The following is a 21447-nucleotide window of genomic DNA, read 5'->3' as shown; positions in this document are numbered from 1 at the left end:
AGCACTGCGCGTGGATTATGCCGAACTGCCCCTGCCGCCGGCGCTGAACGGGCTGGTCGCCGCGATCTGGACGATCGTGGGCGAGGGCGCCGCAAGCGACTGGATCGCGCAGGACGCGACGCCCGACGGCTGTATCGAGATCATCCGGCGGACCCAGGGTCGGTCGATCTGGGGCGAGGAGCAGCCGCCGCTGTTCGTGACGGGCTTGAACCTCGTACCAGTGCGCTTCCGGATGAGCGGTGACGCGCGGTTCATCGGGATCAGGCTGTGGCCCTGGGCCTGGGCGATGCTGAGCGACCTGCCCTGCGCGACCTTTGCCGGCAGATGGATCGCGCTCGGCGACACCGATGCGGCGCGGGCGCTGCCCAAGGACCCGGAGGGGATCGTGCCGTATCTGATCGAGGCGTTCGCCGAGGCGAAACCTCAGCCGCTCGGCGCACATATCCTTGCCGCGGCCAGCGTCGCCGACATCGTCCGCACCAGCGGCTGCGGACACCGCATGGTGCAACGCTGGTTCGAGCGCGTCGTCGGGCTGCCGCCGCGCAGCTATCTTCGGCTGATTCGCTTCCGCAGGGCCATGGCCGGCGTTACCGAGCCGCTGACCTCCCTCGCCGACCAGGCGGCACGCCATGGCTTTGCCGATCAGGCGCATATGGCGCGCGATTTCCGCCTGCTCGCCCGGACCGCCCCGCGCGCGGCGCGGGCGAAGGCGAAAGGGCCCTTCCTGACCGGTGAGCGCTGAAGCCCGAACAATCGGGCGCTACGGACAATCCCGCGCAATGGTTAGTCAATTATCAAGCCTTGGGCGGTACGCCTGTCCCCGAGCATGAGGGATCTATCGGCATGAGTGCATTTGGGCGTCGTCCCGGAGTGGCCAACGGGCCCGGAGCCCGTCCGGCATTCGGCGTTGCCCGCCCGATGCAGGGCGGCGCCGCGCCGCGCGAGGCGGACACCGGCGGCGAACAATTCCCGCCGCTCACCAACCTGCCCATTCCCGGTGAACCCGAAGCACCCGCGGGCAACCCCAACAACGCCGATGCGCTGGCGCGGCTGGCCGATCGGCAGAATGCCTCGGGCGAGGCCGGCAACAGCAAGGTCGAGGGCTTCGAGGCCTCGATCCACAAGATCAAGGAGCAGGTGCTTCCCCGCCTGCTCGAGCGAGTCGATCCCGAAGCCGCCGCCACCCTGAACAAAGACGAGCTGGCCGAGGAATTCCGCCCGATCATCGGCGAAGTGCTCGCCGAGCTGAAACTGACGCTCAACCGCCGCGAGCAGTTCGCGCTGGAAAAGGTGCTGGTCGACGAGCTGCTCGGCCTGGGGCCGCTCGAGGAATTGCTGGCCGATCCCAACGTGTCGGACATCATGGTCAACGGCCCGGAGCAGACATTCGTCGAGCGCAAGGGCAAGCTGGAGTTGGCGCATATCCAGTTCCGCGACGAGGAGCATCTGTTCCAGATCGCGCAGCGCATCTGCAACTCGGTCGGCCGCCGCGTCGACCAGACCACGCCGCTGGCCGATGCCCGGTTGAAGGACGGCTCCCGCGTCAACGTGATCGTGCCGCCGCTGAGCTTGCGCGGCACCGCGATCTCGATTCGTAAATTCTCGGCCAAGCCGATCACGCTCGATATGATGGCCGGCTTCGGCTCGATGAGCCCGAAAATGGCGACCGCGCTGAAGATCGCGGGCGCCTGCCGGTTCAACGTGGTGATCTCCGGCGGTACCGGCTCGGGCAAGACCACCATGCTCAACGCCCTGTCGAAGATGATCGACCCGGGCGAGCGCGTGCTGACGATCGAGGACGCGGCCGAACTTCGCCTGCAGCAGCCGCACTGGCTGCCGCTGGAAACCCGTCCGGCCAATCTCGAAGGCCAGGGCGAGATCAGCATCCGCGATCTCGTCAAGAACGCCCTGCGTATGCGTCCCGACCGCATCATCCTCGGCGAAATCCGCGGCAGCGAGTGTTTCGACATGCTCGCCGCCATGAACACGGGCCATGACGGCTCGATGTGTACGCTCCACGCCAACTCCCCGCGCGAGGCGCTCGCCCGTATGGAGAACATGGTGATGATGTCCGACATCAAGGTGCCGAAGGAAGCCATCAGCCGCCAGATCGCCGATTCGGTCGAGATGATCATCCAGGTGAAGCGCCTGCGCGATGGTTCGCGCCGCGTGACCAATGTGACCGAGGTGATCGGCATGGAAGGCCCGGTGATCGTCACCCAGGAGCTGTTCAAGTTCGAGTATCTCGACGAGAGCGCCGACGGCAAGATCATCGGCGAGTACCGCTCGATGGGCCTGCGCCCCTACACGCTGGAAAAGGCGCGGCAGTTCGGCTTCGACCAGGCCTATCTCGAGGCGTGTCTCTGACGCTTTCCGCCTTCCGCCTTCCGCTGAGAAGGGCTTTGGCTATCGTGAGGTTGATGCGTTTTCTCGCCGGCCTCCTCCTGTCGTTCCTGGCCGTGCCGGCATTCGCGCAGAAGCCCGTACCGGCGCCCATGCTCAGCCTCGCCAGCGACACCGAGGCGCGGTGGGTGCCGTTCGAGCTGACGCCGCAGGACCAAATCCGTTTCACGCTCGAATTCGACGGCAGGCCGGTGACGGCGATGCTCGACACGGCCGTCAGCGTCACCGCCATCTCCCGCGCCTATGCGCGCCGGATGAAGCTCAGAACCCGCGGCGAGCGCAGTGCCGCGGCAATCGGCGGCGCGGTGGGGATCGAATGGGCCGATGCCGCGTCGATCGGCTTCGGCGGGCTGCGCCGCACCGGCGGCAAGCTGGCGGTGCTCGATCTGGCGCAGGCGGCGACCGGCGGCGACTCGGTCGAGATGCTGGTCGGCATCGACCTGGTCGGCGGCTATGCGCTCGACATCGACTATCCGGCGCGACGGTTCCGCTTGCTGCAATCGGGCCGCATGCCCTTTCCCGGGGCGAGCGCGCCGTTGCGCATCGGGACCGACCTGAGCTTCTACCTCACCGAGATGGAGCTTCACGGCGTTCGCGTGCGGCCGATGGTGATCGATACCGGCGACGGCGGCGCGATCGCCCTGTCGGGCGATGCCTGGCGGCCGCATGGCGCGCTGGCGCCGCCCATGACCACGACGATGAGCCACGGGCTCGCCGGCCCCGTCGTCACCGACCTGGCGATACTGCCCGAACTGACCCTGGGGGGGCTGACCGCGCGGAACGTCGCCATGAATGTCGAGCGGGCGGACGGCTATTCGAACCGGATCGGGGTCGCAGGGCGGATCGGATCGGGTTTCCTCAAGCGATATCATGTGCTGCTCGATCCGAAGGCGGGGCACATGATCCTCAGCCCCGGCCCGGAGGCGGACAGGCCGCCGGTGCGATCGACCAGCGGGCTGCTGGTCGAGGCGCAGGGCGAGGCGCTGGTCGTGTTGCATGTCATGAAAGGCGGCCCCGGGGAAAGGTCGGGCTGGCATACGGGGGAGCGGATCTGCTCGGTCGACGGAGGATCGCCGCCAGCGAGCGACTGGCCGGCGGGAGAAGCAGGGCGGACGGTGACGCTCGGGCTGTGCGATGGCGGCGGCGAGCGGAAGCTGACGCTCGCGATATTCTACTGACGCTCAGCTATTGGCGGCAATACTGGCCAGGATCGCGGCGGCGATCAGCGCGAGCACCTGGACGGTCGGCCAGTCGACCAGCCCGATCGAGTCGAGATCGGCGCGCCGCTTGCGCCGTCGGTCGCCCAGCCCGGCGACGATCGCCAGCGCGAGCGAACCGCCCGCACCGATCCAGAACGGTATCGCCACCGGACGCAATCAGTCGCCGAGCTTCTCGATCTTCTCGTGAAGCCGGCTGAGCTCGGCCTTGAGCGCAGCGATCTCTTCATCCTTGCTGGCGGCGGGCGCAGGTGCGTCGCCGGGCTTTGCACCAGGCTTGAACGCCTGGGTCGCGGCCTCGAACATCGCCATGTTGCGCTTGGCGAGATCGGCGAAGGGCGAGTTGGCGAAGGCACCCTCGACCGCCGACTTGAACTGCTCCTGGTTGCGGCGGAAGCTGTCCATCGACGCCTCCAGATAGCCAGGTACCATCTGCTGCATCGAATCGCCGTACATCGCGATGAGCTGGCGCAGGAAGTTCACCGGGAGCATGGTCTGCCCGCGCGATTCCTCCTCCATGATGATCTGGGTCAGGATGTTGTGCGTGATATCCTCTTCGCTCTTCGCGTCGACCACCTTGAAGTCGCGACCTTCGCGAGTCATCGCAGCGAGGTGCTCGAGCGTGATGTAGGACGAGGTCTCGGTGTTATAGAGACGCCGGTTAGCGTATTTCTTGATGATAACCGGGCCGTCGCCCGCATTCTGCTTCTTCATGAAAGAAGGCTCCCGACCCAGTGCTTGATCCTTCTGTATCACCCTTTCATACTGCACCGCAACACGGTCCGCGCCCGCTTCCGTTGTTCCTGGACATGCTGCGCAACGAGACTGCAGCATCGCCCGAACGGCGTGCCGCGGCGCTCGCCGGATTGCGCGCCTATCAGGATGCGCCGCGTGGCCGGGCGCGCCGGCCGGCGCCCGCGCGGTTCCGCAAGGGGCGCGCGCGATTGCGCGATTACGGCGCGAAGGGCAGCCGCGGCCGCGCGGTGATCCTGATCCCCTCGCTGATCAACCCGCCCTTCATCCTCGACCTGATGCCGGGCAATTCGCTGATGCAATGGCTGGCAGATCAAGGATTTAGGCCGTTTCTGCTCGACTGGGGCACGCCCGGCCCGGCCGAGCGCGACATGGATGTGACCGCGCATGTCGAACGGCTGCTGCTGCCATTGATCGCCAAGTTCGAGCAACCGCCGGTGCTGGCCGGTTATTGCCTGGGCGGGACGATCGCGCTGGCCGCCGCCTGCGCCGCGCCGGTTGCGGGGCTGGCGATGATCGCCGCACCCTGGCGCTTTTCCGGCTTCGGCGATGCAGCACGCGGCGATATCGCCGAGCTTTGGCGCGCCGCACAACCGGCTTGCGAGGCGATGGGGCTGGTGCCGATGGAGGTGTTGCAGACCGGATTCTGGCGACTCGACCCGGCGCGCACCATCGCCAAGTACGAGGCCTTCGCCGCGATGGAGCCGGGGAGCGCCGCCGCACGATCCTTCGTCGCGATGGAGGATTGGGCGAATGCCGGTGCCCCCCTGCCCTATGCCGCCGGCCAGCAGATGTTCGACGACTTCATCGACGCGGATTTGCCCGGCACCGGGCGCTGGCGAGTCGGCGGCACGATCGCAGACCCCGCTCGGTTGGACTGCCCGGCGGTCGACTTCGTGTCGATGACCGACCGGATCGTGCCGGCCAGGAGCGCAGCCGATCTGCCCGACCGGCGCGACCTGGGCGCGGGGCATGTCGGCATGATCGTCGGGCGCGGCGGGCGGTCGCAATTATGGGAGCCGCTCTCGGACTGGCTAAGCGCGATCCCCGGGACTAGATAGCCGCCAAATCCTTCTCCAACGGGAGCCGCGACTCATGCAGGACATCGTCATCACCGCCGCCAAGCGCACACCGGTCGGGAGTTTCCTCGGCGCCTTCGGGGCGACGCCGGCGCATGAGCTTGGCCGGATCGCGATCGAGGCGGCGCTGGCGCAGGCAGGCGTCGAGGCGGCCGATGTGTCCGAAGTGATCCTGGGTCAGGTGCTGACCGCGGCGCAGGGCCAGAACCCGGCGCGCCAGGCATCGATGGCGGCGGGCGTGCCAAAGGAAATCCCGGCCTGGGGCATCAACCAGGTCTGCGGATCGGGTCTGCGCGCGGTCGCACTGGCGGCACAGGCGATCGCGACCGGCGATTCGCGCATCGTCGTCGCCGGCGGGCAGGAATCCATGTCGCTCTCGACCCATGCGCAGAACCTGCGCGGCGGCACCAAGATGGGCAATCTCGCGCTGGTCGACACGATGATCAGCGACGGCCTGACCGATGCGTTCAACAATTATCACATGGGCATCACGGCGGAGAACCTGGCCGAGCAGTACCAGGTGACGCGCGAGATGCAGGACGTGTTCGCGGTGCGCTCGCAGAACCTGGCCGATGCGGCGCGCTCTTCGGGCCGGTTCAAGGACGAGATCGTGCCGGTGACGATCAAGGGTCGCAAGGGCGACACCGTGGTGGCGGACGATGAGTATATCCGCGCTGGCGTGACGCTGGAGAGCCTGTCGGGCCTGCGCCCGGCGTTCAAGAAGGACGGCACCGTCACCGCCGCCAATGCATCCGGCCTGAACGACGGCGCGGCGGCTCTGGTGATCATGAGCCGCGAGGAAGCCGAGCAGCGCGGGAGCACCATCCTGGCGCGGATCGCGAGCTGGGCCTCGGCCGGGGTCGACCCGTCGATCATGGGCATCGGCCCGGTGCCGGCGACCCGCCGCGCGCTGGAAAAGGCGGGCTGGAGCATTGCCGATCTCGACCTGATCGAAGCGAACGAAGCGTTCGCGGCGCAGGCCCTGTCGGTCGGCAAGGAGCTGGGCTGGGATGCCGAGAAGGTCAACGTCAATGGCGGCGCGATCGCGATCGGCCACCCGATCGGCGCGAGCGGCGCACGCGTGCTGACGACCCTGCTGTACGAGATGGGCAAGCGCGACGCGAAGAAGGGCCTGGCCACGCTGTGCATCGGCGGCGGCATGGGCATCGCCATGTGCGTCGAGCGGTGATCTATTCCCCTCCCGCGTGCGGGAGGGGCGCGCACGCAATCCTACCACCTTCCCCGGCGGAGGCCGGGGTCCAGTTGGGCAACGCTCAGCGATAGATCGATGGGCCATTCCGACTGGACCCCGGCCTCCGCCGGGGAGGAAGCGGGGAGCGGTCAGTCGCTCCAGACGCGCTCGAAGCGGTCGCCGAGGCTGGTGAGCAGTTCGTATTGCGACATGCCGGAGCGCGCCGACGCTTCGGGCAGGGCATAGTCCAGCGCGAGCCAGTCGCCCTCGGCGAGCTGCGGGGCGGCGGTGACGTTGACCGCGATCAGGTCCATCGACACGCGGCCGAGCAGGGGCAGCGCCTGCCCCTCGAACCGCGCCGAGCCCGTATTCGAGAAGCCCCGGAAATACCCGTCGGCATAGCCCAGATTGAGGATCGCCACCTCGGTATCGGCCCAGGCCGTCCAGGTGGCGTTGTAACCGATCGTCTGGTTCGCCCGCACAGTGCGGCGCTGGAGGATCTGCGCCTCCGGCGTCACGACCTGGCGGATCGCGGCCAGCTCGCCGCGCGGAACACCGCCATAAAGTGCGAGGCCGGGGCGGGTCAGATCGAAGCGATAATCGGACCCGAGACCGATACCGGCCGAGTTGGCGAGGCTCATCCGCTTCGCCCCCGTCCGCCCGGCCAGCCCGACAAGGGCGGCGCGCTGGCGTTCGTTCATCGGCACGTCCTCGTCGGCGCAAGCAAGATGGCTCATCAGCGTCTCGATCGCGAGGCCCTCGAGCAACGGCAGATCGTCGGCGGACAGGCCGAGCCGGTTCATGCCGGTGTCGATCATCACATCGCACAGCCCCCCGCCCGCCGCCTTCCAGCGCGCGACCTGATGGGCGGTATTGAGCGCGGGGCGGGCGATGCCGGCAAGGGCCAGCGCCATATCCTCGTCGCGCACGCCGTGGAGCACGGTGACCGGCAGACCGAGCGGCGCGAGCGCCGCCGCCTCGGCCCAGGTGGCGACGAAGAAGTCGCGGCAGCCCGCCGCCGCAAGCCGCTTCGCGACCTCGATGGCGCCCAGGCCATAGCCGTCCGCCTTCACCGCCGCGCCGCACGCCGCGCCGCCGCTCATCGCGGCGAGGGTGCGCCAATTGTCGGCAAGGGCGATGCCATCGAGGCGCAGGCGTAGCGGGGCGGTCATTCCCGGCGGTTAGCGGGCTGCCTCGCGCTGCGCTAGGGTCGATCGAGATGCGGGTGCGGGCCGAGGGTCGATCCTCCCCGAGCACTATCGAACACGGCGCTAATCCCCCCTGCGATCCTCCCGGCTATGCCATAGCCGCAGGATGAAGATGACCGGATCGGCAATCTCATAGCGCAACTCATAGTTTCCCACGATGATGCGACGGACCTCGCGCGGCGCATAGGCATCCAGTTTCTCACCGATGCGGGGAAAATCGACGAGACGATCGGGGGCATGCGCAAGCTGCTGGACGATACGGGCCGCAGCGTCCGGTGCGACGGGTTCAAGAAAAGCGTGCAGGCGCACCAGATCCGCCGACGCCCTGCCTGTCCAGACTATCCTCACGCCGCAGGCGGCGGCAGCGGTCGGTCCGTCGACAGGCTATCCGCCCATGCCTGGATGCTTTGATGGTCGATCACCCGCCCCGCATCGACATCCGCAAGGGCTTCGAGCGTCATCCTGTGGCGCTCTTCTTCCTGATCGACCCATGCGGCGAGCGCCTGTTTGACGACCCAACCCCGCGAGCGATCCAAGCGGGATGCCATGGCATCGACCTTGTCCGCCAGACCGAGCGGCACATGTGCGGTCAGAACTCTGGTTTCTGCGGTCATGCAAATCACCTTAAATCAAAGTGATTTGAATATAATCACTTCCCGAAGCTTCGCAATGCCCCGTCTCCTCACCTCCGGCGGATGAACATGTTGCCGAAAGCTCAGGGCTAGTCCGCGCTCGCTGTGCCGGGCTTGGTCTCGCGCAGGCCGACCGCGGTGACCACCAGAGCCATCGCGACCACGGCGAAGGTGTACCAGAGCCCCGCATAGGGATCGCCGGTCCGGGCGACGATATACTGGCCGATGAACGGCAGGAATCCGCCGAAATAGCCGGTGCCGATATGATAGGGGATCGACATCGAGCTGTAGCGGATGCGCGGCGGGAACATCTCCGACAGCAGGGCCGCGACCGGGCCATAGGTCATGCCCGACAGCGCCCCCATCGCGATGATGGCGAGCATGATCAGGATGATGCTCTTCACGGTCGGCACGACCTTGTCGAGATTGTAGCCGGCCTTGGCCAGGGCCGAGTCGAGGCCGGCCGGGCTGGTATCGGCGACCGGCACCTCGCCGATGGTGACCAGGGTCACCGGGGTCTGCGCCTTGGTATAGGCGACGCCCTTTTTCGAGAAATAGTCGAGCAGCTCGCCGCATTTGTCGGCCTGCTTCGCGGCGAAGGGGTTATAGTTGCAGGCGGGACCGGACACGACAACCGGCGCGCGGCGCGCGGCGCGCGCCAGCTCCGGATTGGCTGCGCTGCCCATCATCCAGAAGAGCGGGAAGATCAGCACCAGGGTCATCGCGTAACCGAGGATGATCGGCGTCTTGCGGCCGACCTTGTCGGACAGGCGGCCGAAATAGATGAACCAGAACAGGCTGAGCGTCGCGCCGAACCCGACGATGAGCTGCGCCGCGGTGGCGTTCACCCGCATCGTCGTCTGGAGGAAGGAAAGGACGGTGAAGGTCGCGGTGTACCAGATCACCGTCAGCCCGGCGGAGATGCCGAACAGGGCGACGAACAGCCGCTTGAGGTTGCCGGGATAGGTGAAGCTTTCGGTGAAGGGATTCTTGGCGGTTTCGCCGGCCGACTTCATCGCCTTGAACACCGGGCTCTCGTTGAGCTTCAGGCGCATCCACAGAGACACGGCGAGCAGCGCCAGCGAGAAGACGAAGGGGAAACGCCAGCCCCAGCCTTCCCAGACCTCGACCGGCATCAGCCCCTTCGACAGGAGCACCACGATCAGGCTGAGGATGAAGCCGCCGACCACGCTGGCCTGGATGAAGCTGGTGTAGAAGCCGCTTTTCCCCTTGCCGCTATGCTCCGCGACATAGATCGCCGCACCGCCATATTCGCCACCCAGCGCCAGCCCCTGCAGGATGCGCAGGAAGATGACGATGAAGGGCGCGGCGAGCCCGATCGACGCGGCCGAGGGCACCAGGCCGACCCCGGCGGTGGCGACGCCCATCAGGGTGATGGTGACGAGGAAGGTGTATTTGCGGCCCCATTTATCGCCGAGGAAACCGAACAGGATCGCGCCCAGCGGACGGAAGCCGAAACCGACCGCGAACACCGCCCAGGCGGCGAGCGTCTGGACCAGCTCGTTGCCGGCGGGGAAGAAGACGCGGCCGATGATGCCGGACGCGGCCAGGGTGCCGTAGATGAAGAAATCATACCATTCGAAGATCGTGCCGAGCGACGACGCGGTGATGACGAGCTGGATATCCTTCCGGCTCGGCTCGGGCGCCGCGCCGGGTTCGGGTGCCATATCGGCAGCCGTGATCGTGGCCATGTTTGCTTCTCCCCTTGAGGGGAGGTTTAGCGGGATTGCTGAGGGCGGCAAGATGGGCGGGATATAGAACCGACGATTAGAAAGAAGCAGGACGCGGACGTTCGCCATGATGCTGGTTTAGGCGGTACGGCGGTGTGGTTGAATCAAGGGTATTCGACAGGAATGTCATGCAGGTCACTGACATTTCCGGTGCCCTCGGCGTTGGAAATTTCATGGGGTTACTGACATTCCAGCGTTGGAAATGTCAGGGAGTTTACTGACATTTTCGACATGGATTGATAATGGAATATTTGCGTTTTATATCATATACTTAACTAAATCAACCTGACCGAAAGCGCGTCAGGACGACTGGGAAAAGCCATGCTGAGCGACGCGATGATGGACGAGATACGCGGCCTGCATGCCGGCCCCGACCGCGGCTATCATGGCTGGAGCCATCCGCTCGCGTTGCTCGCGCTCCATGCCGAGGTCGAAGACGTGCTGCACGATGCCGAGGCAGTGCGCTGCGCGATCCTGCTGCACGACGCGATCTACGAACCGCGCCGGAAGGACAATGAAAGCCGCAGCGCCGTGCTCGCGGCGGAGATGCTGACGGGTGTCGTGCCCGAACCGACGCTCGGCCGGACGCTGCGCCTGATCGAAGCGACCGCGCATCACGAGATTCCTGCCGATCTGCCCGCCGACGAGGTGGCGGACATGGCGATGTTCCTCGACATGGACCTGTCGATCCTCGGCGCGGCGCCGGCGGTTTTCGATGCGTATGAAGCGGGCGTGCGGCATGAGTATCGCGAGGTGCCGGAGGCAGCGTTCCGGGCTGGGCGCGCGGCTATTCTGGAGGGGTTCCTGGCGCGGGAGGTTTTGTATTTCTCTGGTTGGGGTCGTGGGCGCTTCGAGGCGGCGGCGCGGGGGAATCTTGTTCAGTCGATCAGGAAGCTTCGGGGCGGCTACGGCGACTTCTAACCACATCGCGAACCCGAAAGTACGCGTCTGACCCTACAACAGAACGCACAATTAACCTGCGACAAGATCTAGATGGTGCACCAAGACTGATCGTCGAATGACTTGGATCGGGCCGTTAGTTGCCGAATCGTGTCCAGATTCGGTAACACGAGAGCCGCTCGTCACAAATGGAGAAAGTGCTGTTACGCCGCCCCTGAATATCTTTCCGCGCCAATCACTAGCACTCTTTGATCTCGTCTGTATATTTCGCTGACAATGATAAAGGGGGAGTCGATGACATCGCGCTTTCGAGGTGAGATCACCACAGTCCCGCCGGTTCGTATTGCTGTTCGCCGGACCGGGCTTGAGACGACAATCGACTGGAAATCGCGCGGAACCGACCGAGCACTGGCTAGCGGGGGCCTTCGCGTCATCGGCGATCCCAGCAGCGCCGGCCCATTGCCAACGGAACGGTATCTTATCCCAGGCACTCGCGTGGATTTCGGAGGCGGAAGCGTTGCCGCCATGACATCGAGCGGCCTTAGCCAGTTTAAGGAGCTGTTGCTCGCGACCCAAGCACGCGAGCGCGAGATACACGCCGACATCAAGAAAGCTCGCATGCAGCACGCGATCTCTTGGGCCGCGCGAGCGCTCGCGTGGTCAAGCCTAGTTTCGGTTGTCTCGAAGTCGGTTCGTGCGAAAGCAACGCACGCGGTTGCGCTCCGCAAGACCGAGATATCCACGCTACGGGACAATCTCGCCGCATCGCGCGTTTCCGTCAGCTTCGACATGGAATCCGCCGTCGCCGAGCCGCACCTACGCATGCTCGACGCATTCGATCAGCTCGCGACGTCACAGGGATCCTGGGTGTTGCAAATGTCGCAGCAAATTGATCGAGTCCGGGCGCGGAGCATGTCGAATGGAGTCGTCGATCGTCGCTCGACTCTCCTCACTCGCCGGTCCGACCGGCTGGTCGATACAGCCGACTGTCCGTTGTCGCTTCCCGTGCAAAATGGCCGCTCGACAGCGTATTTTTATCCCGGGTTCGTGCTCGTGGTGGACACCGCCCGTTCGGACTTCGCGCTGATTGACCTAAAGGAACTCGACATAAGCTACGCGGGTGTACAATTCACCGAGACCGAGCGAATCCCGGGCGACGCCAAACTGGTCGGCAAGGTGTGGGCCAAATCCAACAAGAACGGCACCCGTGATCGTCGATTCAAGGATAACCGTGAACTTCCAGTCATGCTCTACGGCGAGATCAACCTGAAGGCGTCCGGCGGCCTCCTCGAGGCCTTCATGTTCAGTCGACACGAGGACTGCCAAGGGTTCGTGCGCGCGATTCAGGATCTGAAGCGTATCCTAGCCACCACGTCCGCAACTCGCCTTCCCGGCGGATCGAAGATCTTGCCCTAGATGGTATGTCGACCGCTTGCGTATCTTCATATAAATCGAATTTTACATAAATGTCGATTAATTTTATATATCATCTATAATCTACTACATGGATCATCATTGATAGCACTTCCACCTGGAATAAAACAACGGACTGTCATCGATATCCCAGCAAATTACTTAGATTACGCCCTCACGCTGGAGCATTGCTTATCCACATGGCGTTTCTCAAAACGGATGCCACAAACCGCGAAAATTGGATATTACTCCTTGATAAATTGGCTAGAAACTCACGAGGGACTATCTGGTTGGGCGCAGTTTCTGGGTGCGATGCTGACCTTGTTGCTCACCTATTTCACCGCATTCGCGCCAATTTGGCACCGCAAGAGGCAATTGCGCCTGGCAGCGGCTAGACTTTTGGCGAACGGGTACGAAGTCGTAGAAAGCTATCACCATACATCGGCGAACTTCTTACCGACCTCCTTGTCTTTGAAATTCGCAGCAATGACTATGGTCGGCGTTGCGAATGAGATAGATCGCTTTCCGGTATACGAACTTGACGACCAAGGATCTCGATCGCTGGCCCGCAATCTTGTGGCGGTAACAGGAACCCTACGAGGGCTCGAACTCTACCTAGGCGCGTTGGACCCTGGGCCAGGAGATGTAACGATATCCGCAGAAGATCGCGATATGATGCGGACCTTCCTCGATGAGCGGCTGTCTCTCTTTCGGGATATGTTTTCCGGCAAAGAACTGAAACGCCCAGAATGGCCCGCTACTGCGTGAAAATACATTGCTATTACCCTCACCGCCCCCGCACATAATCTCGCGACTGCACGATCCTGATGCGGTCGCGTACACTTCGATGTCAGCGCGACGGAACCTCGCTCGATCGATCGCAATATTGCGGGCCAACCAGGGCGACTTCTGACCGAGGATCACACGCTTTTGCGGCAGTTTTTTCGAGGATGAGCGACCAGCGTCGAATTGTTCGTCGACAAGCGAAGCGGCGCTGTGGCATCTTCCAGATCATGGCAGAATCGGAACTCAGGGCACGGATCGGACGATCCGGGGATACCGGTTCCAGTCACATCGATCATGCCGGCCGGACTGCCGTGATGCGCGCAACGATCGCCATGCTGGTCCTGACGCCGATGGCAGTCATCGCCACAGTCCCGGGAGCCGAGCTGCGCGCTGCGCCTGCCGAACGTGACTGGAGCCAGGTTGCGACGCGGCTGCCAGGCGGCACTTTCCTCCAGGGCAATCCGCGTGCGAAGGTCAAGGTCGTCGAATATCTGTCGCTGACCTGCCCGCATTGCGCGCGCCTGGCAGCCAACGTGATCCCGGAATTGACCCGCAATTACATCCGTACCGGCAAGGTCAGCTACGAGGTGCGTCACGCAACGCGCGACGCGGTCGACCTGACCGCGACCATGCTCGCCCGCTGTGCAGGCCCGAACGGCTATTTCAACATGCTGCCGGCGCTCTTTGCCACCCAGCAGGAATGGGTCGGCAAAGGATATTCCTATCTGAGGAGCCATCCCGGCCCGCAGATGGAGTCGACCGCCGTGAGAATGGCGGATATCGCCAGGAGTACCGGCCTCGACACCTTCTTCGCGGCACGACAATTGCCACCGGCGCGCCAGGCCGCCTGCCTCGCCGATATGAGGGACGCGACACTTTTGTCGAAAATGGCAGGCGACATCTGGAAGCCGGGTTTTCCCGGCACACCGCTGATCGAGATCAACGGCGCGCGCGCGACCTCGGTCAATTCCTGGGACCAGCTCAAGGCGCAATTGGTGGCAGCCGGCGCCTGAGCCGGATCTAATCGGCTGTCGCCCGGGACGCGCCCGTCTCGACAAGGACACCGTCCGACATGCGGAACACGCGGTCGGCGGCCGCGATCGTCTGCCGGCGGTGAGCGACGACGATCCGGGTGATGCCCATTGCCTTGATCGCTTCGTTCACGGCGCGCTCGCATCGTTCGTCGAGATGCGACGTCCCCTCATCGACGACCAGCAACGCGGGCGCCTTGTAGAGCGCGCGGGCAAGCAGCACGCGCTGTTTCTGGCCGCCGGACAGCGCCGACCCCATGTCGCCGACCAGCGTCTCATACCCCATGGGCATGGCCGCGATCTCTTCATCGATCGCTGCGGCCCTGGCGGACGCCATGATGAGATCCATGTCCCGTACCGCGCTGAACAAGGCGATATTGTCTGCGATCGATCCGGCGAACAAGCTGTCTCCCTGCAGCACGGCCCCCACCCTTTCGCGATAGACCCTGGCTCCAAACTGCTCCAGCGGCACGCCATCGACAAGGATAACCCCGTCACTCGGTTCGACGAGGCCGAGGATGATCTTGACCAGGGTGGTCTTGCCGCCGCCGGACGGGCCGGTGATCGCGATATGCTCCCCCGCCGCCACACAGAGATCGACGTCCACCAGAACGGCGGGATCGGTCGGCGCATAGCGATAGCCGATGTTGCGCAACTCGAGCCGGCCGGTCATCGGCCGGCCAGGCATTTCCGGCTCGCGGAAGCCGCGATCTTCATCTTCCCGGACGATATCGCTGAGCTGATCGATGTTGAGCCTGAGCATCCGCAGCGCCATGACCTGGTCGACGAGCGAGGTGCCCCGTTTCAGGAACTGTCCCTTATAAGCCAGATACGCGAAGACCATGCCGAGGCTCAGGCCGCCTGCCAGAACGAGGTTGATCGCGATCCATGTCGAGACGATTGTTTCGAGCGACAGGAGGCCCGAGCTGACCGTGGTCTGCCAGACGTTCATCCGCGACAGCGACAGGCTGGCACGCGACGAATCCGCCAGTCTGTTCTGCCAATAGGCCAGGCGATCGTCCTCCTTGTTGAACAACCGCAGCGCGGTGATGCCGCGCAACGTCTCGATCATGACCGATTGTTCCTTGCTCGCCGCCGCGATGACTTCCTCCTGGGCGTTGCGCTGCGACCTCAGCATGGCTGCGCGGAGCGCCACGACGAGCAGGAGCGCCGTCGCGGCCACGACCGCCAGCGTCACGCTGTAGAAGAGCATCACGGCGAAACTGATGATCGCAAGACAGCCATCGATGAGCGTCGTTATCACGCTCTCGCTGATGAACTGCCGGATCGGCACGGTTGCCTGGAGCCGCGACATGATATCGCCGACATGCCGCCGTTCGAACCACGCGATCGGAAGCCTCAACAGCCGTCGCGCAACGTTGGAAGACAGCCCGAACCCGATCGTCGCGCTCGATGAGGCGAGGACATAGGATCGCAGCAGCGAGGTGACGGACGCATTGAGCGACAGGAGCCCGAAGCCGATCGCGATGATCGTCAGCAGTTGCAGGTTGTGGGACGGCAGCACGACGTCGATCGCCAACCGCATATAGATCGGCGACAGCAAGCCGAACGCTTCGAGCAGGATGCTGAGGATCAGTACCTGGGCCAGGGAGCGCCGGATGCCGGGAATACCGGCGCAAAGCTCGGCGATCCTGATCGGTTCGCGCGGCTGCATCGGCTCCGGATCGTCCCCCGGGATCAGCTCAAGCGCGATGCCCGTGAAATGCGGCGAGATATCTTCGAGCGAGAGCCATCTGGTGCGTCCCTCCGGGTCGTGCACGAGAAGCTGCCTGCCGACGGCACGCTCGACCACGACGAAGTGGTTCATGTTCCAGTGGAGGATCGCCGGCAATGACAGCGCCGGAATGGCTTCCAGCGGCACCTGAAGGGCGCGCGCCGCGAACCCCATCGCCTTCGCCATGTCCATCAGCGAGCGGAGCGTGCTCCCCCTGATCGACGTCCGGAACCGGCGCCGCAGCACCGCGAGATCCATGTCCTGGCGATAATAGCTGGCGACCATCGCCAACGAGGCCAGCGCGCATTCGCCCGCCTCGGTCTGACGCATCATCCGGATACGCTGGCGCCGCCACGGTCGCGCCGCGGGAAATTTCAACGATGCCGGCAGACTGAAGACTCCTCCCGCGGTGTGGAACATCCGGGCGTCATCGAGGCGCTGTCGTCGCGCCTTCGTGACGGCCGAAGATCGTCTTATCCCCGCCGACCGGGTAATGGGACAGCAAGGCGATGAACGCGAGCATCTCGATCGACGATAGGAGGATCAGGGCGGCGATCCACCGCCACGATACGGCCTCCGCGATGCTCTGGTCCCTGCCCGTCCGCTCGCGGCGGCCATCGAGCACTTCGGCCCTGAACAGCTGAGAAGGCCGCGGGGCGGCGACCTCCGCCCGTTCCGGATCACGCACCATCATATCGCCCGTTGCGCGTTGCGCCGGTCACGCGGCATCGCCCTTCACGCGCAGGTCGATATTGGCGTCGTTGAAGGACCCCACGGCATCGTCGAAACGCGAGACCCGCGAGGTGCGGTCATAGTCGCGGAAGTGGTTGTCCGCCGCCTTGAGCTGCGCGAAGCGATCGGATGTCAGCAGATCCTTCAGGCTGAAAATCGCGTCCTCCTCCCGCCAGTCGTCCAGGCTGCCATGGATGAGGAAGTGGCAAAAGGCATGAGCGATCTTGTCCCTGGGCCCGCAATCCTCGACGAACATGAACTGGCCGGCCTCGTTCACCTCAAGGAAGATATGTTCCCCCTCGGGCGTCACGATGAAATCGAACGCGCCATAGGCGATGCCCAGCCGGCGCATGAGATCGCCGCATGCGGCAAATATGTCGTCCGGGATTCGGTAGTTCACATTGTTGTTCTTCATCAGGCGCTTGCCGCGCCAATCGACCACCGATCTCGGGTCAGCTTGCGAATCGATCCTGATGCCGAACTGCTTCCCGCCGAAGATGATCACCCGCGCTTCGAAGGTCTTTTCGACATAGGGCTGATAGATCGCCGGATGAAGCTTGAGCGCATCGGCCGGCAGGGTGGCGACGTCGGGCATGATCGCGGTATAGGCGAAGGCAATACGATCATCGGTCTTCCACATCTGGGGGACGAGCGACTTGCAGATGATCCTGCCGCCATGCTTCTGCTGGAAGGCGCGGATCACCTCGGGATCGTTCGACTGGATCGTGTCGGGCACGTTCAGGCCAGCCTTCCTGGCCTGCCACAGTTGAAGCACCTTGCTGTCGGTCGCCGTCTTCGCCCAATAGCCGTTCACCATCACATTGGGCCGTTCGGACATGATCCGGTCGAGCAGGGCGAACAACGACGTGCGATATGCCGCCATGATGTTCGTGACATAAGGTTTGTCCTTCTCGTCCATGTCCATGAACTTGAGGGACGACCCGCCGATCCGGCGCAACCAGACCCGCTTCAGCGGCATTTTCTCGTCAACCAGGACGGACTCGTTCACGCAGAACTGCGCGCGCTCATCGAGGCGGACGGTGTGCGTCTCGTAGAGCGGCATCATCCCGAAGCGAAAGATCAGCGGCTCGACGCCCATCATTTCCAGGCCCGTCGTGACGAGGTGGGCGTGATCGTCATGGGGCTTGGTGACGATCAGGATGCGCTCATTCATGGCTCTGGCCTTTCACGGGGTAAAGCGTCGATGATGTTCACGCCGGACCATAGGCGCCGGCGACGACGAGATCCTCGTCGTCGATGCGCTCCTGCGCGGTCAGCGCGGCGGCGATGGTATGATAAAAGCCGTCCAGATAGGCCGCCCAGTCGCCCGAATCGGACAGATGCCGCGTCAGGCCGAGATTGTAGAAGGCCATCCTGTAGGAAACCGGCCCAAGCGCCAGGAACGGCGCGTCTATGGCCGCGCGGCTCCCCAGCGCGGCGTGGAACAATGCTCTGGCCAAGCGGCCGTTCCCGTCGTCCAGCGGATGATACAGGATCAAGGTCGCGTGCATCAGCGCCGCTTCCTGGAGAGGCGAGAGACCGGGGCACCGCCTGATCGCATCGAGCGCTTCCACCCAGTGACCGGCAGCGTCCAGCGGGGCAAAGGTCATGGCCGGCAAGCCCAGATAGGCGGGGCTGCCGGCGGTAGCACCGCGCCGCCTCCTGCCGCCGCCACTCAGCAGCGCGACGGTCGCCAGCGCCCAGGCCTCGTCGATGCGCCACGCCGTGAAGCGGTTCCAACTCGAATAGAGGATAGGCTCCGCGCTCGGGCGGACGAGGAACCGGCCAAGATCCGGCGCGTGGGAACCGGCAGGCTCGTTCGGAGATTCTCCCGGCAAAAGGCGAAAGCCGGCTTGCAGCAACAAGGCGCACCGGGCCTCGTTTCCGAACGATCGCCACGGCGCTTGCGCGTAGCGTGCGTTCAATCGAGTCAGCCGCTTCTCGAGCGAGTCCCAGTCCAGGCCGCTCGCGTTCCGATACCGAAAATCCGGGGCAACAGGTAGCCACATCGCCTAGCCTGCAGCTAACTGTTGCACCTTGGACAGGATTGTCACAGCGACCGGCGCAAGCCCGTCAATCGCAATGAAAGTCCCAGCTTCCGTCGTCGTCGCAGCGATCAGAGGTATCCCACGGGTTGGGAAACCCGATCGTGTCGCAGACGGTGGGCTCCGTCGACACGTCGGTATTGCCTTCTCCGCAGGTCGGATCGCCACCGGACACCGAATCGATTTCCGAAACGGTGAGCTCCCGGGCAAGTAGAGTATGAATTGACCGAGTAGTGCCGGACATAATCACCTCCTGGTTTGTTCCGCACTCAATGGGGGGGCGGAGCGCAAAACTAGGCGGCAGGAGTCGCGACTGTCAAACTGAAGTGCCTGCATTCTGGAGCTATCTCTCGATAAAATAATGCAAAAATGCGTTGCAAAATCGCGAAAGGGCGAGCCGGCGCATGAGACTCGCCGACAGCGCTTCGACGAACCTATGGGTCTCGACCGTGCGATCCCGATCTGCCCGGCGCCCTGGCCTCATCGCTCGCGGCACAGGTATCGGCCGCGCCCGCGATGCGATCTATCGCGTCGTCCGCCTCGCCCCCAACCCTCACCGCCCCCGCACATAATCCCGCGACTGCACGATCATGATCCGGTCCCCCACCACCAGCCACTCCACGTCCTGCGGCCGGTTGCCGAACACTTCCTCCACCGCGCGACCGACCTTGCCGAGGCGGCGGACCAGGTCGTCGGACAGGACCGGGCGGTCGGGGTCGATCTTCACTTCCTCGACGCCGCCGCCGGGGGAGAAATGCAGGAGGACATCGTCCTTCGAGCGGGTGAGGACCTGGATCGAGTCGAGTTCCGGGCGGTAGATCAACTGCTCGGCGATCTTGCGCCCCTCCACCACGCGGATGCCGAGGCCGCGTTTCGCGGCGATGAAGATGCGGATCTCGTCGGCCTGTTGCTCGTCGAACGGGTCGATCGTGGTCATCACCCCGGCCGAGTCGGCATCGATCCCGCTCTGGACCAGCACGGCGGCGCGGACCGAGCGGTGATCGATACCCGCCGCCTCGCGCGCGGCAAAGGCGCGGTCGTTCCAGATCGAGCCCCAGACCGTCTTTACCGCTTTCGCCAGATCCTCGGCGCTCACCACATTGGGGACGGTGTCGTAGAGGCCGGCGCCGTTGAAACCGCGCAGATCCTCGGCATTGGTAGAGGAGCGGATGAACACGCCCTTGGGCCCGAGCAGGCCGGCGCGGCGCGCGATGATCGCGGCGAAGTCGGCGTCGGGGATCTTGCCGGCGAGGAAGGCGGCGCGGAGCTTGGCCAGTTCCTGCTGGCGCCAGACCGTGTCGGCGCGGCGCGGATCGGCGAGCAAGGCGGCGATGCGCGGGCCGAAATGATTGGCCGCGACGAAGCGGTCGTAGAAGGAGAAGGGAATGCCGAAGCCGGGCGGCACCGTGAACCGGCCGTCGCGCTGCGCGAGCTGCGCCACCTGGCCGAGATTGGCGGCCTTGGCGCCGGTGCGGCGAGCCCAGCTCTCATCCTGCTCCACCAGCGAGGGGAGGCCGGAATAGACGGTGTCGGCCTGCGCCACCTGGACGGCGCGCGCCTTTTTCGCCCGCTCGGCCGCCTTGATCTCGGCCGGGGTGGCCATGCGCAGCACGACCATCGCGCCGCGCGTGTCGAGCACCACCATCTGGCCGGCGAGCGACGCCCAGCGGCGATCGGCATCGGCGCGATAGGCATTGGGAATGCGCCAGGTCTTGGCGAGCAGACTGACATGATTGATCGGCGTGGTGAAGGTCGCGGAGACGATGCCCGCGACCGGCGGCATGCGGATCGGCATGGTCGTCAGCACCGCGATATCGCCCGGGGTAAGCGCTTCTTCCTGCCCCTCCTTCACCACGACCAGACGGCCGACCGCGCGGCCATGGTTGAGGATCAGTTCCTCGCGGCTGCCATAGGCCTCATCGACACCGATGATCGGCAGCTTCGCCTGTCCGGCCGCCTCGCGCTGCTGGTCGGAATTGGGTTTGAAGGTGAGCGGCGCGGGGAAGCCCGCCTGGAGCACGCGCATCATGTCGGCGAGCAGCTTGGGCTCGACCAGGTCGCCCTCCCATAATTCCACGCCGTAGCGGTTCAGCCGGGGATAGCGGACGACCGAGCCGAGGATGAAGCGCCGCTTCGGGTTGGAATAATTGGCGTCGTTGAAGGTCTGGCTGTCGGCGAGCGTCAGATACTTCGCCTGGAGATATTCGAGGTGATAGCGATAGCGCTTGGTGTCGATCCACATGAGCTTCGGGGTCGAGGCGGCGCGGTCGATGGCAAACATGAGTTGCGGGAGGGCGAGGAAGCGGCCGCCGCCCTCGGTGCGGGCGAGACGATCGAATTCGGCATCGTTCCTGATGCCTGCCTGGGGCGCGGGCGAACGATCCGCGGTCGTCTGGCCGCTGAGCGAGGACAGGTCGTTCGCCGCGAAGCCGAGGGCGGCAAGGGCGAGCAGCGCCGCGATGGTTTTGGTCACGAGTCCCTCCCGAACCCCGCGAGGCTGCGCGAAAGTGGGGCTGTGGTCCAGTGGTTACGCGCGCCGGACACCCACCGCCCGTTCGTTTCGAGCGTAG

21 protein-coding genes are annotated in these 21447 nt (G+C 64.6%); 9 read left to right on the top strand and 12 right to left on the bottom strand.

The window, feature by feature from the left end:
- The first annotated feature begins 10 nt into the window (after nucleotides 1-10).
- The 3 genes from AC1RT8_RS12540 to AC1RT8_RS12530 all read left to right on the top strand — a co-directional run bounded on the left by AC1RT8_RS12540 (nucleotide 11) and on the right by AC1RT8_RS12530 (nucleotide 3581).
- Nucleotides 11-742 carry a helix-turn-helix domain-containing protein gene (locus AC1RT8_RS12540; protein WP_493075982.1) on the top strand — a complete coding sequence of 244 codons (732 nt, stop codon included), beginning with the start codon at nucleotides 11-13 and terminating at the stop codon, nucleotides 740-742.
- Between the two features lie 101 nt (nucleotides 743-843).
- Nucleotides 844-2367 (top strand): TadA family conjugal transfer-associated ATPase, encoded by a 1524-nt coding sequence (locus AC1RT8_RS12535; protein WP_493075980.1) that lies wholly within the window; start codon nucleotides 844-846, stop codon nucleotides 2365-2367.
- 53 nt (nucleotides 2368-2420) lie between these two features.
- A complete protein-coding gene (locus tag AC1RT8_RS12530) occupies nucleotides 2421-3581 on the top strand; it encodes an aspartyl protease family protein (protein ID WP_493075979.1) in 1161 nt (386 codons plus the stop codon).
- Between the two features lie 3 nt (nucleotides 3582-3584).
- On the opposite strand, the gene AC1RT8_RS12525 is transcribed toward AC1RT8_RS12530, so the two are convergent.
- Together AC1RT8_RS12525 and phaR are read right to left on the bottom strand one after the other, a co-directional pair.
- Nucleotides 3585-3770 carry a hypothetical protein gene (locus AC1RT8_RS12525; RefSeq protein ID WP_493075978.1) on the bottom strand — a complete coding sequence of 62 codons (186 nt, stop codon included), beginning with the start codon at nucleotides 3768-3770 and terminating at the stop codon, nucleotides 3585-3587.
- 9 nt (nucleotides 3771-3779) lie between these two features.
- Complete coding sequence (gene phaR, locus AC1RT8_RS12520; protein WP_493075977.1) at nucleotides 3780-4334, bottom strand: polyhydroxyalkanoate synthesis repressor PhaR; 555 nt, start codon at nucleotides 4332-4334, stop codon at nucleotides 3780-3782.
- A 95-nt stretch (nucleotides 4335-4429) separates the two neighbouring features.
- Between phaR and AC1RT8_RS12515 the strand changes: the two genes are divergently transcribed.
- Both AC1RT8_RS12515 and AC1RT8_RS12510 read left to right on the top strand, forming a co-directional pair.
- On the top strand, nucleotides 4430-5434 hold the full coding sequence (locus AC1RT8_RS12515; protein WP_493075976.1) for an alpha/beta fold hydrolase: 1005 nt from the start codon (nucleotides 4430-4432) through the stop codon (nucleotides 5432-5434).
- A 34-nt stretch (nucleotides 5435-5468) separates the two neighbouring features.
- On the top strand, nucleotides 5469-6641 hold the full coding sequence (locus AC1RT8_RS12510; protein WP_493075975.1) for an acetyl-CoA C-acetyltransferase: 1173 nt from the start codon (nucleotides 5469-5471) through the stop codon (nucleotides 6639-6641).
- Nucleotides 6642-6793: 152 nt separating this feature from the next.
- Here AC1RT8_RS12510 and AC1RT8_RS12505 read toward each other — a convergent pair whose 3' ends face one another.
- The 4 genes from AC1RT8_RS12505 to AC1RT8_RS12490 all read right to left on the bottom strand — a co-directional run bounded on the left by AC1RT8_RS12505 (nucleotide 6794) and on the right by AC1RT8_RS12490 (nucleotide 10196).
- A complete protein-coding gene (locus AC1RT8_RS12505; RefSeq protein ID WP_493075974.1) occupies nucleotides 6794-7816 on the bottom strand; it encodes an alanine racemase in 1023 nt (340 codons plus the stop codon).
- Between the two features lie 99 nt (nucleotides 7817-7915).
- On the bottom strand, nucleotides 7916-8200 hold the full coding sequence (locus AC1RT8_RS12500) for a type II toxin-antitoxin system RelE/ParE family toxin (RefSeq protein ID WP_493075973.1): 285 nt from the start codon (nucleotides 8198-8200) through the stop codon (nucleotides 7916-7918).
- Complete coding sequence (locus AC1RT8_RS12495; RefSeq protein WP_493075972.1) at nucleotides 8197-8466, bottom strand: CopG family ribbon-helix-helix protein; 270 nt, start codon at nucleotides 8464-8466, stop codon at nucleotides 8197-8199. Before AC1RT8_RS12495 ends, AC1RT8_RS12500 begins: the two co-directional genes overlap by 4 nt.
- A gap of 107 nt (nucleotides 8467-8573) precedes the next feature.
- Complete coding sequence (locus tag AC1RT8_RS12490; RefSeq protein WP_493075971.1) at nucleotides 8574-10196, bottom strand: MFS transporter; 1623 nt, start codon at nucleotides 10194-10196, stop codon at nucleotides 8574-8576.
- A 360-nt stretch (nucleotides 10197-10556) separates the two neighbouring features.
- Here AC1RT8_RS12490 and AC1RT8_RS12485 point away from each other — a divergent pair, with 360 nt between their 5' ends.
- From AC1RT8_RS12485 to AC1RT8_RS12470, 4 genes are all read left to right on the top strand, one after another.
- Nucleotides 10557-11156 carry an HD domain-containing protein gene (locus AC1RT8_RS12485; RefSeq protein ID WP_493075970.1) on the top strand — a complete coding sequence of 200 codons (600 nt, stop codon included), beginning with the start codon at nucleotides 10557-10559 and terminating at the stop codon, nucleotides 11154-11156.
- Between the two features lie 474 nt (nucleotides 11157-11630).
- Nucleotides 11631-12551, top strand: coding sequence for a hypothetical protein (locus tag AC1RT8_RS12480; RefSeq protein ID WP_493075969.1), 921 nt, complete (start codon nucleotides 11631-11633; stop codon nucleotides 12549-12551).
- Between the two features lie 99 nt (nucleotides 12552-12650).
- Nucleotides 12651-13316: a hypothetical protein gene (locus AC1RT8_RS12475; RefSeq protein ID WP_493075968.1), complete on the top strand. Its 666-nt coding sequence runs from the start codon at nucleotides 12651-12653 to the stop codon at nucleotides 13314-13316.
- Nucleotides 13317-13648: 332 nt separating this feature from the next.
- On the top strand, nucleotides 13649-14347 hold the full coding sequence (locus tag AC1RT8_RS12470) for a thioredoxin domain-containing protein (protein ID WP_493075967.1): 699 nt from the start codon (nucleotides 13649-13651) through the stop codon (nucleotides 14345-14347).
- 7 nt (nucleotides 14348-14354) lie between these two features.
- On the opposite strand, the gene AC1RT8_RS12465 is transcribed toward AC1RT8_RS12470, so the two are convergent.
- From AC1RT8_RS12465 to AC1RT8_RS12440, 6 genes are all read right to left on the bottom strand, one after another.
- Complete coding sequence (locus AC1RT8_RS12465) at nucleotides 14355-16430, bottom strand: peptidase domain-containing ABC transporter (RefSeq protein WP_493075966.1); 2076 nt, start codon at nucleotides 16428-16430, stop codon at nucleotides 14355-14357.
- A 97-nt stretch (nucleotides 16431-16527) separates the two neighbouring features.
- The gene (locus AC1RT8_RS12460) at nucleotides 16528-16791 is read right to left on the bottom strand and encodes a hypothetical protein (protein ID WP_493075965.1); all 264 of its coding nucleotides are present in this window, start codon (nucleotides 16789-16791) and stop codon (nucleotides 16528-16530) included.
- Between the two features lie 27 nt (nucleotides 16792-16818).
- A complete protein-coding gene (locus tag AC1RT8_RS12455) occupies nucleotides 16819-18006 on the bottom strand; it encodes an MvdC/MvdD family ATP grasp protein (RefSeq protein ID WP_493075964.1) in 1188 nt (395 codons plus the stop codon).
- Between the two features lie 37 nt (nucleotides 18007-18043).
- The gene (locus tag AC1RT8_RS12450; protein ID WP_493075963.1) at nucleotides 18044-18670 is read right to left on the bottom strand and encodes a Fic family protein; all 627 of its coding nucleotides are present in this window, start codon (nucleotides 18668-18670) and stop codon (nucleotides 18044-18046) included.
- A 235-nt stretch (nucleotides 18671-18905) separates the two neighbouring features.
- Nucleotides 18906-19121, bottom strand: a complete 216-nt coding sequence (locus AC1RT8_RS12445) for a hypothetical protein (RefSeq protein WP_493075962.1) — start codon at nucleotides 19119-19121, stop codon at nucleotides 18906-18908.
- A 309-nt stretch (nucleotides 19122-19430) separates the two neighbouring features.
- Nucleotides 19431-21350, bottom strand: coding sequence for a PEP/pyruvate-binding domain-containing protein (locus tag AC1RT8_RS12440; protein ID WP_493075961.1), 1920 nt, complete (start codon nucleotides 21348-21350; stop codon nucleotides 19431-19433).
- Nucleotides 21351-21447: the final 97 nt, after the last annotated feature.

The sequence above is a fragment of the Sphingomonas sp. GW821-FHT10F11 genome (assembly GCF_058809095.1).
The sequence above is the reverse complement of the archived record's forward strand: the minus strand, read 5'-3'. Positions and strand labels throughout refer to the sequence as shown.

Bases quoted from the DNA above. Each gene is read 5' to 3' on its own strand.
- phaR (WP_493075977.1), bottom strand. From the start codon at position 4,334: ATGAAGAAGCAGAATGCGGGCGACGGCCCGGTTATCATCAAGAAATAC.
- AC1RT8_RS12495 (WP_493075972.1), bottom strand. From the start codon at position 8,466: ATGACCGCAGAAACCAGAGTTCTGACCGCACATGTGCCGCTCGGTCTG.
- AC1RT8_RS12470 (WP_493075967.1), top strand. From the start codon at position 13,649: ATGCGCGCAACGATCGCCATGCTGGTCCTGACGCCGATGGCAGTCATC.
- AC1RT8_RS12490 (WP_493075971.1), bottom strand. From the start codon at position 10,196: ATGGCCACGATCACGGCTGCCGATATGGCACCCGAACCCGGCGCGGCG.
- AC1RT8_RS12485 (WP_493075970.1), top strand. From the start codon at position 10,557: ATGCTGAGCGACGCGATGATGGACGAGATACGCGGCCTGCATGCCGGC.
- AC1RT8_RS12465 (WP_493075966.1), bottom strand. From the start codon at position 16,430: ATGCGTCAGACCGAGGCGGGCGAATGCGCGCTGGCCTCGTTGGCGATG.
- AC1RT8_RS12460 (WP_493075965.1), bottom strand. From the start codon at position 16,791: ATGGTGCGTGATCCGGAACGGGCGGAGGTCGCCGCCCCGCGGCCTTCT.
- AC1RT8_RS12510 (WP_493075975.1), top strand. From the start codon at position 5,469: ATGCAGGACATCGTCATCACCGCCGCCAAGCGCACACCGGTCGGGAGT.
- AC1RT8_RS12505 (WP_493075974.1), bottom strand. From the start codon at position 7,816: ATGACCGCCCCGCTACGCCTGCGCCTCGATGGCATCGCCCTTGCCGAC.
- AC1RT8_RS12455 (WP_493075964.1), bottom strand. From the start codon at position 18,006: ATGAATGAGCGCATCCTGATCGTCACCAAGCCCCATGACGATCACGCC.
- AC1RT8_RS12535 (WP_493075980.1), top strand. From the start codon at position 844: ATGAGTGCATTTGGGCGTCGTCCCGGAGTGGCCAACGGGCCCGGAGCC.
- AC1RT8_RS12515 (WP_493075976.1), top strand. From the start codon at position 4,430: ATGCTGCGCAACGAGACTGCAGCATCGCCCGAACGGCGTGCCGCGGCG.
- AC1RT8_RS12445 (WP_493075962.1), bottom strand. From the start codon at position 19,121: ATGTCCGGCACTACTCGGTCAATTCATACTCTACTTGCCCGGGAGCTC.
- AC1RT8_RS12530 (WP_493075979.1), top strand. From the start codon at position 2,421: ATGCGTTTTCTCGCCGGCCTCCTCCTGTCGTTCCTGGCCGTGCCGGCA.